This window comes from Streptomyces sp. NPDC006265, from assembly GCF_040613555.1.
Taxonomy (GTDB): Bacteria; Actinomycetota; Actinomycetes; order Streptomycetales; family Streptomycetaceae; genus Streptomyces.
Window position 1 is genome coordinate 1 of record NZ_JBEXSH010000204.1, and the last position, 11,413, is coordinate 11,413.

Annotated in this window: 11 protein-coding genes and 1 pseudogene; 2 read left to right on the top strand and 10 right to left on the bottom strand. The window is 73.1% G+C overall.

All coding sequences use genetic code 11. The features are described 5' to 3' along the window. From ABZ281_RS18365 to hrcA, 9 genes are all read right to left on the bottom strand, one after another. On the bottom strand, window positions 1-413 hold a 413-nt coding region (locus ABZ281_RS18365; protein WP_356656684.1), incomplete at its 3' end, for an MBL fold metallo-hydrolase. 6 nt (window positions 414-419) lie between these two features. After that, window positions 420-773 (bottom strand): HIT domain-containing protein, encoded by a 354-nt coding sequence (locus ABZ281_RS18370; protein WP_356656686.1) that lies wholly within the window; start codon window positions 771-773, stop codon window positions 420-422. 121 nt (window positions 774-894) lie between these two features. After that, window positions 895-4,080 (bottom strand): S41 family peptidase, encoded by a 3,186-nt coding sequence (locus tag ABZ281_RS18375; RefSeq protein WP_356656702.1) that lies wholly within the window; start codon window positions 4,078-4,080, stop codon window positions 895-897. Window positions 4,081-4,170: 90 nt separating this feature from the next. After that, the gene (locus ABZ281_RS18380; RefSeq protein WP_356656688.1) at window positions 4,171-4,716 is read right to left on the bottom strand and encodes a hypothetical protein; all 546 of its coding nucleotides are present in this window, start codon (window positions 4,714-4,716) and stop codon (window positions 4,171-4,173) included. A 48-nt stretch (window positions 4,717-4,764) separates the two neighbouring features. Further along, window positions 4,765-5,157: a VOC family protein gene (locus tag ABZ281_RS18385; protein ID WP_356656690.1), complete on the bottom strand. Its 393-nt coding sequence runs from the start codon at window positions 5,155-5,157 to the stop codon at window positions 4,765-4,767. A gap of 16 nt (window positions 5,158-5,173) precedes the next feature. After that, window positions 5,174-5,914, bottom strand: coding sequence for a 16S rRNA (uracil(1498)-N(3))-methyltransferase (locus tag ABZ281_RS18390; protein ID WP_356656692.1), 741 nt, complete (start codon window positions 5,912-5,914; stop codon window positions 5,174-5,176). Next, the gene (locus ABZ281_RS18395; protein WP_356656694.1) at window positions 5,911-6,984 is read right to left on the bottom strand and encodes a nitronate monooxygenase; all 1,074 of its coding nucleotides are present in this window, start codon (window positions 6,982-6,984) and stop codon (window positions 5,911-5,913) included. Before ABZ281_RS18395 ends, ABZ281_RS18390 begins: the two co-directional genes overlap by 4 nt. A 190-nt stretch (window positions 6,985-7,174) precedes the next feature. Further along, complete coding sequence (gene dnaJ, locus ABZ281_RS18400; RefSeq protein WP_356656696.1) at window positions 7,175-8,311, bottom strand: molecular chaperone DnaJ; 1,137 nt, start codon at window positions 8,309-8,311, stop codon at window positions 7,175-7,177. Next, on the bottom strand, window positions 8,311-9,327 hold the full coding sequence (gene hrcA, locus ABZ281_RS18405; RefSeq protein WP_031103805.1) for a heat-inducible transcriptional repressor HrcA: 1,017 nt from the start codon (window positions 9,325-9,327) through the stop codon (window positions 8,311-8,313). The genes dnaJ and hrcA overlap by 1 nt, the downstream gene beginning before the upstream one ends. 171 nt (window positions 9,328-9,498) lie before the next feature. Between hrcA and ABZ281_RS18410 the strand changes: the two genes are divergently transcribed. Then, a complete protein-coding gene (locus ABZ281_RS18410; protein ID WP_356656698.1) occupies window positions 9,499-10,230 on the top strand; it encodes an MBL fold metallo-hydrolase in 732 nt (243 codons plus the stop codon). 31 nt (window positions 10,231-10,261) lie between these two features. Beyond that, a complete protein-coding gene (locus ABZ281_RS18415; RefSeq protein WP_356656700.1) occupies window positions 10,262-11,065 on the top strand; it encodes a DUF3097 domain-containing protein in 804 nt (267 codons plus the stop codon). Window positions 11,066-11,265: 200 nt separating this feature from the next. On the opposite strand, the pseudogene ABZ281_RS18420 reads toward ABZ281_RS18415, so the two are convergent. Continuing rightward, a pseudogene (locus ABZ281_RS18420) lies at window positions 11,266-11,413 on the bottom strand (coproporphyrinogen III oxidase); the annotation flags it as partial.

Consider the following 11,413-nt stretch of genomic DNA (forward strand, 5'->3'; position numbering starts at 1 on the left):
TTCCGGGCCTCCAGCGTGTAGCCGTCCGTGCGGGCCAGGGGCCCGTCGGCGGCCACCGGGGCCTCGGTGATGCCGACGGTCTCGCGGTAGGCGGTGGCGTACCGGAGCCGGTCGAAGAAGCGCTGCCCGGAGCGAGGGTAGTGGGCGGTGATCTCGTGCGGGACCCGGTCGAGGTTGATGCGCTGGATCACACCGGCGAGACCGAGGGAGTGGTCGCCGTGGAAGTGCGTGACGCAGATCCGGTTCAGGTCGTGCGCGGCGACCCCGGCACGCAGCATCTGGCGCTGCGTGCCCTCGCCGGGGTCGAACAGGATGCCCTCGCCGTCCCAGCGCAGCAGGTAGCCGTTGTGGTTGCGGTGCCGGGTCGGGACCTGGCTGGCGGTGCCGAGGACCACGAGTTCACGTACGGACAAGGCGGACTACCCCGGGGGCCATTCGAGGCCGCGGCCGCCGAGCACATGGCCATGCACGTGCCACACCGTCTGGCCGGCGCCGCTGCCCGTGTTGAAGACGAGGCGGTGGCTGTCGAGCTTGTCCTCGTCCGCGACGGCCTGGGCCTCGCGGACCACGTCCGCGGTGAGGGCGGGGTCGGCGGCGGCGAGGGCGGCGGCGTTCTCGTAGTGCGCCTTGGGGATGATCAGGACGTGGGTGGGGGCCTGGGGGTTGATGTCGCGGAACGCGATGGTCGTCTCCGTCTGGCGGACGATGGTCGCCGGGATGGTGCCTGCGACGATCTTGCAGAACAGGCAGTCTTCCTGGGGCTCCCCTGCCATGTCTCCTCCGAGGGTTGGGCCGTGCGGTCCGACGTGGGCATCGTATCGTCGTCGGGTGCGGGTGGTTCGTGGCTGGTCGCGCCCACGCGGCGGAGCCGCACAGGGACACAGCCCCGCGCCCCTATGAGGTGGGCACGGTCGGCGGCGTTTTGGCCGGACTGGCCTCCAGTGCCTCCAGCGCCAGTCGGATTGCCTCGTCCAGTTGGGTGTCCCTGTTCGCCGCGTAGTCCTGGGGGCGTTGGACGATCTCCACGTCCGGGTCCACGCCGTGGTTCTCCACGCCCCACTCGTAGCCCTCCAGCCAGAATGCGTACTTGGGCTGGGTGACCAGGGTGCCGTCGACCAGGCGGTAGCGGCTGTCGATGCCGATGACGCCGCCCCAGGTGCGGGTGCCGACGACCGGGCCGAGGCCGAGGGCCTTGACGGCCGCGTTGACGATGTCGCCGTCGGAGCCGGAGAACTCGTTGGCGACGGCCACGACGGGGCCGCGCGGGGCGTCCTCCGGGTAGCTGTAGGGGCGCATGCCGCGCGGGACGGCCCAGCCGACGATGCGGCGGGCCAGCTTCTCGACGACCAGCTGCGAGGTGTGGCCGCCGCGGTTCTCGCGGACGTCGACGACCAGGCCCTCGCGGGCGACCTCGACGCGCAGGTCGCGGTGGATCTGGGCCCAGCCGGGGGCCTGCATGTCCGGGACGTGGAGGTAGCCGAGGCGGCCGCCGGACTTCTCGTGGACGTAGGCGCGGCGGTCGGCGACCCAGGCGTGGTAGCGCAGGGGTTCCTCGTCGGCGACCGGGACGACGACGGCGTGCCGGGGGTCGCCGCCGCCGGACGGGGAGATGGTCAGCTCGACCGGCTTGTTCGCCGTGCCGATCAGCAGCGGGCCGGGCCCGGCGACCGGGTCGACGGGCTGTCCGGCGATCGCGACAACGGCGTCGCCGGGGCGTACCGCGACACCGGGGGCGGCCAGCGGGCTGCGGGCGTCCGGGTCGGAGGTCTCGGAGGGCAGGATGCGGTCGACCCGCCAACTGCCGTCCTCGTGGCGGGAGATGTCGGCGCCGAGCAGGCCTTGGCGGGGGCCGCCGCCGTGCCCGCCGCGCGGGGTGACGTAGGCGTGCGAAGTGCCGAGCTCGCCCTGGACCTCCCACAGCAGGTCGACCAGGTCGTCGTGGGTGGCGAGCCGCTCCACGACCGGGCGGTAGCGGTCGAGGACGCCGTCCCAGTCGACGCCGCTCATGTCCGGCCGCCAGAAGTGGTCCCGCATGATGCGGCCGTTCTCGTCGAACATCTGGCGCCACTCGGCCGCCGGGTCGACGAACTGGCGTACGCGGCCCAGGTCGACGGTGATGTTGGAGTCGCTGTCGTCGTCGCTCGAGGCACGCCGGTCGCTGGGGACGACCTTCAGCCGCCCGTCGGTCCACAGCAGCACCCGCTTGCCGTCGCCGCTGACCGCGAAGTGGTCGGCGTCGGCGGCGAGGTGCTCGATGCGCTGCTGGGCGAGGTCGTAGCGTTCCAGCTCGGACTTCGGGTCGGGATCGTCCGGGGTGGCCCGGGACGCGCCGAGCACACCGGCGACCGGGTGGCGCAGCCACAGGACGCCGTCCTTGGCGGCACGCAGGTTGGTGTAGCGGGCCGCCTCGACCGGGAACGGCACGATGCGGTCGGCGAGGCCTTCGAGGTCGATGCGGGTGGTGGGGGTGCCCTCGCTGTCGGGGGTCTCCTCCCGGTCGGGCGTCTCGAAGGACCGGCCGTGCCGCTGCGGCCCGAACGGGGAGGGCGTCGTGGCCGCGAGGGTGATCAGATACGGCCGGGCGCCCACCACGAAAGCCAGGTCGAAGACGTGCTCGTCGTAGACCGGGTCGAAGGAGCGGGTCGACAGGAACGCGAGGTGCTTGCCGTCCATGGTGAACGCGGGCGCGTAGTCCTGGAAGCGCAGCGGGGTGGCCTCGGTGACCGACAGGTCGGTGGTGTTGGCGAGTTTCAGCTGGCACAGCGGCCGGGGGCCGGGGTGGGACCAGGCCAGCCAGGACGAGTCGGGTGAGAAGACGAGGCCCGACACGTCGCCGTCCTCGCTGCGGTCGACCTCCCGTACCTCGCCCGTCTCCCGTTCCACCAGCAGCAGGCGCCCGTCGTGGCAGGACACGGCGGCTCGGCTGCCGTCGGGCGCCATGGCGAGGTCCAGCACCCGGCCGAGCTGCCCGGCGGCGAGCCGGCGGGGCGTCGCCCCCGGGGCGAGTCCGGTGGCGGGGGCGAACTCCAGGGCGTCGTCGCCCTCGGCGTCCGTCACCCACACCACCCACTGCTCGCCGTCCGCGCGGAACGTGCGCGGCAGACGGGCCCGCACCCCGGGTGTCGCGGCCAGTGCGCGGGCCGGTCCCGCGCGGTGGGTGACCCAGTGCACGGAGCCGCGGACGGCGACCGCGCTGCCGCGCGCCGTGTGGTCGGGGGATGCCGACCCGAACCACCGGGAGGCGTTCAGCGGGAACGGCTGCAGGTCGACGCGCTGTCCGCCCAGCCGCACGTCCAGCCGCCGCGGCTCGGCCCCCTCCAGGTCGTCCAGCACCCACAGTTCACCGGCGCTGGAGTAGACGACCCGGGTTCCGTCGGTCGCGGCGTGCCGGGCGTAGAAGCCTCCCCCACTCTCGGCTTCGCTCGAGCGGGAGGTGCCCCCAAGTGGCGTGTGCCGGCGCAGGTCGGAGCCGTCGGCGAGGGAGGAGTAGAGCGCTCCGGTGCCCTCGTGATCGGAGAGGAAGCCGACCCGGTCCCTCACCCACAGCGGGTACTCGATGTTGCCGTCGAGGTCCGCGTGCAGCCGCACGAACTCCCCGTCGTCCTCGCGGTCGATCCACAACTTGCCCGCCGTGCCGCCGCGGTACCGCTTCCACCAGGCCGCCTCGCGCCCCATCGGCGCGGACAGCAGCACCGTGTGCGGGCCGTGGGCGACGTCGCCGACGGGTCCGTACGGCAGGGTGGCGGCCGGGCCGCCGTCCAGCGGGACGGCGCGCGCCCAGGTGCGGCGCAGGCTCGCCTGTCCCTGGGTGCTGATCGCCAGCACCTCGCCGTCCGGGGTCCAGCCGCGCACCTGTGTCTTGAGACTCCCCCAGTACGTCAGCCGCTTGGCGGGACCGCCGTCGACCGGGGCGATGTACACCTCGGGGGCGCCGTCGCGGGTGGAGGTCCAGGCGACGGTGGTGCCGTCGGGCGAGATGCGGGGCTGGGTCACCGGCATGTTGTCGGCGCTGACCCGCCAGGCCCGGCCGCCGTCGAGCGGGGCGAGCCACAGGTCGTCCTCGGCGGTGAAGGCGACCAGGTCGCCGTGCACATGGGGGAACCGGAGGTAAGCAGGCGATGTCACCTGATCACCCTATGCAGGGACCACGCCGCGCGGACAGAGTTCGGATCACTTGCCCTCGATGGGGCGGCAGTCCGGGTACCGCTCGCACCAGATGGTCTGGGTGACGGTCACGGTGACGGTCGGCCCGGGCTGTCCGTTCGGCGGCCCGCCGACGGGCGGCGGGCTGGTCGAGTCGCAGTCGCCGAGCCCGTCGACCTCGAACCACACCTTGCCGCCCACCTTGGCGGTGATGTCGCCGCGCACACAGGCACCGTCCACCGCGTGGGTGACCTTGCCGTCGACGGTGATGTCCTTGCCGTCGTTCGTCTCGCCCTCGCAGTCGACGGTCGCGACGGTCCGCTCACGCGCCGACGGCGACGACTTCCCGCCGTTCTCCCCGTAGGAGGCGGTGCACGTGAGCCAACGCACGCCCGCCTTCTGCCGGTTGAGCTCTTTGGTCACGGTCTCGTCGGTGGTGTACGCGACGGACGCGGAGCTGATGCTGCCCGGCTCGCAGGCGACGGCGCCGCCCACAGCCAGCACGGCGAACGCCGCCGCGACCGCCACGCGCCGCCCGCGCGGCCCCAGTCGATTCCTCGTCGAAGCCCCCATGGAGGGAGCCTGCCACCGACGGGGGCCGCGCGGTAGGGCGCAAAGGCGTCAGCCGCGCAGCAGCAGCCACTCCTGGAGCTCCACCAAGTTGCCCTCGGGGTCTTTGAGATGCGCCACCCGCATGCGGTCCGTCATGGGTACGGGGCCGTGCAGCACCGTCGCGCCGCGCATCGTGATCTCCTCGCAGTACGCGTCCAGCCCGTCCACCCGCAGCACCACGAGGGAGCGGTGGCCGGCCGCCGCGTCGCCCAGGTCGTCCAGCACCTCGGCCATCATCGACCGGTCCTGCAACGCGATCCCGGCGGAGCCCACCGCGGGACTGAACTTCTCGTAGGGCCCGTCCGCCGCCCCCGACTGCGGTTTGAGGCCGAGGACCTCGCCGTAGAAGCGGTAGCAGGCGGAGAAGTCGGTCACGAGCAGACGAACCTGGGCGAGTTCCACAGTGCCTCCAAGGGGGTCAGGACCAGCGTCCGGTGCGTGCCAGGAGCACGGCAGCGGCGGCCGTCCCGGCGGTCGATGTGCGCAGCACACTGCGCCCGAGGTGGTACGCCTGCGCCCCCGCCTCCTCGAACAGCGCCAGCTCCTCCGGCGCGACGCCCCCCTCGGGCCCCACGACCAGCACGATGTCACCGGTGGACGGCAGTTCGGCCGTCGCCAGCGGTTCGTCCCCGCTCTCGTGCAGCACGGCGGCGAAGTCCGCCCCGGCCAGCAGGGCGGCGACCTGCTTGGTCGTCGCCGCCTCCGCGACCTCCGGGAAGCGCACCCGGCGGGACTGCTTGCCGGCCTCCCGGGCGGTGGCCCGCCACTTGCCGAGCGCCTTGACCCCGCGGTCGCCCTTCCACTGGGTGATGCAGCGCGCCGCCGCCCACGGCACGATCGCGTCGACGCCGACCTCGGTCATCGTCTCGACGGCGAGCTCGCCCCGGTCGCCCTTGGGCAGCGCTTGGACGACGGTGACCCGGGGCTGTTCCGCGGGCTCCTCGGACACCGAGTCCAGCTGGAGGATCAGCCGGTCCTTGCCCTCCGTGTCGAGCACGACGCAGTCCGCCCAGCGGCCCGCCCCGTCCGTGAGGACGACGTCCTCACCGGCGCGCAGCCGCTTCACGGAGACGGCGTGCCGCCCCTCCGGCCCGTCCAGGACGTACCGGCCGCCGCCGCCCGCGTCGAAGTGCTCGACCACGAACACCGGCGCGGTCACAGCGCGCCCCCGCCCGTCAACGAGGCCCGGGCGGCGGCCAGTTCACCGGCCAGGACCTCGACAAGCTGCCCGGCGGGCAGCTCCCGCGCCATCCGGTGCCCCTGTCCGGCCCACAGCGCCATGCCCTGCGCGTCACCGGCCTTGGCGGCGGCCTTGCGCAGCGGCGAGGTGAGGTGGTGGATCTCGGGGTAGGCGGCGGGCGCGTACGGGCCGTGCTCGCGCAGGAACCGGTTGACGAGACCGCGCGCGGGTCGCCCGGAGAACGCCCGGGTCAACTCCGTGCGGACGAACAGCGGGTTGGTCAGCGCCTGCTTGTGCAGTGCGTTCGCGCCCGACTCGTGCGTGGCGAGGAAGGCGGTGCCCAGCTGGGCCGCGCTCGCGCCCGCCGCGAGGACCCCGGCGATCTGGCCACCGCGCATGATGCCGCCGGCGGCGACGATCGGGATGCTCACGGCCTCACGGGCCTGGGCGATCAGCGACAGCAGCCCGATGCCGGACCCGTCCGTCTCGGGGATGTCCCGGTGGGTGCCCTGGTGGCCGCCGGCCTCGACGCCCTGGGCGATGACCGCGTCCGCACCCGCCCGCTCGACGGCCCGGGCCTCGTCGGGGGTGGTCGCGGCGGCCAGGACGAAGGTGCCGACGCGGTGCAGGGTGTCGACGGCCTCGCGGCTCGGGACGCCGAAGTGGAACGACACGACCGGCACGGGGTTGTCGCGCAGCACCACGAGCTTGGCCTCGAAGCCGTCGTCGCGTCCGCTGTCCGGATCGCCGAGCTCGGCCTCGTACCAGGTGGCCTCGCCGGCCAGCTGGTGGGCGTAGACGTCGACGGCGGCCGGGTCGGCATACTCCGGCTGCGGCATGAAGACGTTGACGCCGAAGGGCCTGCCGGTGAGGCTCCGGATCTGCTTGATCTCCTGGTACATCCCGTCGGCGGTCTTGTACCCGGCGGCGAGGAACCCGAGCCCGCCCGCCTCGCACACGGCCGCGGCGAGCTGCGGTACGGAGACGCCGCCCGCCATGGGGGCCTGCACGATCGGGAGGGGGAAGAGATCGGTCAGTGCGGAGGACATGACCGCATGTTGTCACGTCCTCCGAACAACCCCGAAACCGGCCTGCCGACTGGCATAGACCAGAAGCACGCTCGGTCTCAGCGCCCGTTGAAGGCATCCTCCAACCACGAGAACAGCCCCTGCCGCCCCGGCTGACCATGCCTGCCCGGGACGGCCCCCGCAACCCCCGGCAGCAGCCGGACCACCCGCGTCAGCGCCCGTTGAAGGCATCCTTCAACCGCGAGAACAACCCCTGCTGCCCCGGCTGGAACTGCCCCGTGGGGCGTTCCTCGCCGCGGAGTTTGGAGAGCTCGCGGATCAGGCGCTCCTGCTCGGGGTCGAGCTTGGTCGGGGTCTGCACCTCGACGTGGACGATGAGGTCGCCGCGTCCGCCGCCGCGCAGATGCGTGACGCCCCGGCCGTGCAGCGGGATGGACTGGCCGGACTGGGTGCCCGGGCGGATGTCGACCTCCTCCATGCCGTCGAGCGTCTCCAGCGGCACCTTCGTGCCGAGGGACGCCGCGGTCATGGGGATCGTCACCGTGCAGTGCAGGTCGTCGCCGCGCCGCTGGAACGTGCTGTGCGGCAGCTCGTGGATCTCGACGTAGAGGTCACCGGCCGGACCGCCGCCGGGACCGACCTCGCCCTCGCCGGCGAGCTGGATCCGCGTGCCGTTGTCGACACCGGCCGGGATCTTGACCGTGAGCGTACGGCGGGACCGGACGCGGCCGTCGCCCGCGCACTCCGGGCACGGGGTCGGCACGACCGTGCCGAAGCCCTGGCACTGCGGGCAGGGGCGGGACGTCATGACCTGGCCCAGGAAGGACCGGGTGACCTGCGAGACCTCACCGCGGCCGCGGCACATGTCACACGTCTGGGCGGAGGTGCCCGGGGCCGCGCCCTCGCCGTTGCAGGTGTTGCAGACGACGGCCGTGTCGACCTGGATGTCCTTCGTCGTGCCGAAGGCGGCCTCGTCGAGCTCGATCTCGATGCGGATCATCGCGTCCTGGCCGCGGCGGGTGCGCGAGCGCGGTCCGCGCTGCGACGCCGTGCCGAAGAACGCGTCCATGATGTCCGAGAAGTTCCCGAAGCCACCGGCTCCGAAGCCGCCCGCGCCGCCGCCACCGGCCTGCGAGAGCGGGTCGCCGCCGAGGTCGTAGACCTGCTTCTTCTGCGGGTCCGACAGCACCTCGTAAGCGGCGTTGATCTCCTTGAACCGCTCCTGGGTCTTCGGATCGGGGTTGACGTCCGGGTGCAGCTCGCGGGCGAGCCGCCGGAAGGCCTTCTTGATCTCTTCCTGCGACGCGTCGCGGCGCACGCCGAGTACGGCGTAGTAGTCCGTGGCCACTACGACTCCGCCAGGATCTGTCCGACGTACCGTGCCACTGCGCGTACCGCTCCCATCGTTCCCGGGTAGTCCATGCGGGTCGGTCCGACCACGCCGAGCTTGGCGACTGCCTCGCCGCCCGAACCGTAGCCGACCGACACGACGGACGTGGAGTTGAGTCCTTCGTGGGCGTTCTCGTGACCGATCCGTACGGTCACGCCCGGATCCTGCGCCTCGCCGAGCAGCTTGAGGAGCACGACCTGCTCCTCCAGCGCCTCCAGCACCGGCCGGATCGTGAGAGGGAAGTCATGCCCGAAGCGGGTCAGATTGGCGGTGCCGCCGATCATCAGCCGCTCCTCGTTCTCCTCGACGAGCGTCTCCAGGAGTGTGGAGAGCACCGTAGAGACCGTACCCCGGTCCTCGTGCTCGAACGCCTCCGGGAGATCCTCCACCAGACTCGGCACATCCGCGAAACGGCGGTTCGCCACGCGGCTGTTGAGCCGGGCGCGCAGATCCGCGAGCGAGGCGTCCCCGAAGGGCGCCGGGCAGTCGACCACCCGCTGCTCGACCCGCCCGGTGTCCGTGATCAGCACCAGCATCACGCGCGCGGGCGCCAGGGAGAGCAGCTCCACATGCCGCACGGTGGACCGGGTCAGCGACGGGTACTGCACGACGGCGACCTGGCGCGTGAGCTGTGCGAGCAGCCGTACCGTACGCGCCACGACGTCGTCGAGATCGACGGCGCCCTCGAGGAAGTTCTGGATCGCGCGCCGCTCGGGCGCGGTCATCGGCTTGACGCCGGCGAGCTTGTCGACGAACAGCCGGTAGCCCTTGTCGGTGGGGATGCGCCCGGCACTGGTGTGCGGCTGGGCGATGTACCCCTCGTCCTCCAGGGCCGCCATGTCGTTGCGGACGGTGGCCGGCGAGACGCCGAGGCTGTGCCGCTCGGTGAGGGCCTTGGAGCCCACCGGCTCCTCGGTGCCGACGTAGTCCTGGACGATGGCGCGCAGCACCTGAAGCCTGCGTTCACTGAGCATCGCGCACACCTCCAGAAGTAGTCCGCCCGTGGTCCTGCCTGTCGAGCCTGGCACTCTGCGCGTGCGAGTGCCAGCATTCCCCGGCCCAGTGTACGGCGGTGGGGTACACCCCCGGCAAGGCTGGTCGTGCGGCGCAGTGCCCCGAGCGGGGCGCACCGCTAGCGTCGCCGTATGACGGTGACTTGGGAAGACCTCGGATGGGAGCGCGTGGCCGCCGGTGTGGGACGGTGCCGGCTGCCGGTGTGGGACTGCACGATCGGGCTGGTCGCCGGGGAGGGGGCGGTCCTCATGATCGACGCGGGGTCGAGCCTCGCCGAGGGCGCGAAACTGGGCGCGCAGGCGCGGGCACTCACCGGTCACCGTGTGACACATCTCGCGCTGACCCACCCGCACTTCGACCATGTCTTCGGCGCCGCGGCGCTCCCGGACACCGAGGTGTTCGGCGCGGTGGGCGTGGACGCGCTGCTGACACGGCTGCGGGACCGCGAGGAACTGCGGGAGGACGGGGTGCGCCACGGCCTGGCGGCGCCCACGGCCCAGGAGGCGGCGGAGCGGCTGACCCCGCCCGGCCACCTGGTCTCCGGCGAGTGGACCCTCGACCTGGGCGGCGGACGGCAGGTGCTGCTGGCGAACGTCGGCCCGGGGCACACCGCGCACGACCTGGCGGTGCTGGTGCCGGGCGATCCGGAGGTGGTGTTCTGCGGCGACCTGGTCGAGGAGTCCGGCGAGCCGCAGGCGGGCCCCGACGCGGTGCCGTCGCACTGGCCGGCCGCACTGGACCGGCTGCTCGACCTGGGCGGCGAGGACGCGGTGTACGTGCCCGGTCACGGAGCGGTGGTGGACGCGGCGTTCGTGCGGGCGCAACGGGACGCGCTGGCGGCGCGTTTCGGCGTGTCGCGGTGATCGCCCTCCGCCTTCTCCTATCGTCGTGCGAATGCGCCAGTACTCCGCCGATCTGACCCCGCCGTGGAAGAAGCCGAAGCCGGTGCCCGAGGTCGCGGCGGAGCCCGGCCTGGTGGTGGAGGAGCCGGGGACGGGTTTCTGCGGCGCGGTGATCCGCTGCGAGGCGGGCACGGTGACCCTGGAGGACCGCTTCGGCAAGCGCCGGGTGTTCCCGATGGAGCCGCGCGGCTTCCTGCTGGAGGGCAGGGTGGTGACCCTCGTCCGCCCCGCGCCGGGCGGCCCCGCGCGTCCCACCCGCACGGCCTCCGGTTCGGTGGCCGTCCCCGGCGCACGCGCGCGTGTCGCCCGGGCCGGCCGCATCTACGTCGAGGGCCGGCACGACGCCGAGCTGGTCGAGAAGGTGTGGGGCGACGACCTGCGCATCGAGGGCGTGGTCGTGGAGTACCTGGAGGGCGTCGACGACCTGCCGTCGATCGTCTCCGAGTTCGCCCCCGGCCCGGACGCGCGGCTGGGCGTCCTGGTGGACCACCTCGTACGGGGCTCGAAGGAGCGGCGGATCGCCCAGTCGGTGACGAGCGAGCACGCGCTGGTCGTGGGCCACCCGTACATCGACATCTGGGAGGCGGTGAAACCGTCGTCCCTGGGCATCGACGCCTGGCCCCGGGTACCGCGCGGCCAGGACTGGAAGACCGGCGTGTGCAGGGCTGTGGGCTGGCCGGAGAACACCGGGGCGGCCTGGCAGCGGATCCTGTCGGGGGTCCACTCGTACAAGGACCTGGAGCCGGAGCTGCTGGGGCGGGTGGAGGAACTGATCGACTTCGTGACGGCGCCCTGACAGCGGTCCTGCGCGCGGCCCCCGCTGCGGACACGCAGCCGCCCGGCTGCGGGCACGCACCGCCGCCCGGCTGCGGGCACGCGCAGCCCGCCCCCGCTGCGGACACGGCCTACCAGGGGCGGCACCCGCCCCGACCGAGAGCGGCGCCCCGCTACGCCGCGCTGCGGACCCACCCGCCCTCAGCGCGAACGCCGAGCACCTCAGTCCACGAGGTCCCGAACAACCCCGTCCGCCAGCAACCGCCCTCGCAACGTGAGCACCGCCCGCCCTTCCCCGTACGGTCCGGCCTCCACAAGCCCGTCCGCCAGCGCCCTGCGCGAGGCGGCCAGCCCCTCGTCCCGCAACAGT

Excerpts from the sequence above, each read along its gene's own strand:
- hrcA (WP_031103805.1), bottom strand. The coding sequence starts at position 9,327 with ATGCTCAGTGAACGCAGGCTTCAGGTGCTGCGCGCCATCGTCCAGGAC.
- ABZ281_RS18415 (WP_356656700.1), top strand. The coding sequence starts at position 10,262 with ATGCGCCAGTACTCCGCCGATCTGACCCCGCCGTGGAAGAAGCCGAAG.
- ABZ281_RS18395 (WP_356656694.1), bottom strand. The coding sequence starts at position 6,984 with ATGTCCTCCGCACTGACCGATCTCTTCCCCCTCCCGATCGTGCAGGCC.
- ABZ281_RS18380 (WP_356656688.1), bottom strand. The coding sequence starts at position 4,716 with ATGGGGGCTTCGACGAGGAATCGACTGGGGCCGCGCGGGCGGCGCGTG.
- ABZ281_RS18370 (WP_356656686.1), bottom strand. The coding sequence starts at position 773 with ATGGCAGGGGAGCCCCAGGAAGACTGCCTGTTCTGCAAGATCGTCGCA.
- ABZ281_RS18410 (WP_356656698.1), top strand. The coding sequence starts at position 9,499 with ATGACGGTGACTTGGGAAGACCTCGGATGGGAGCGCGTGGCCGCCGGT.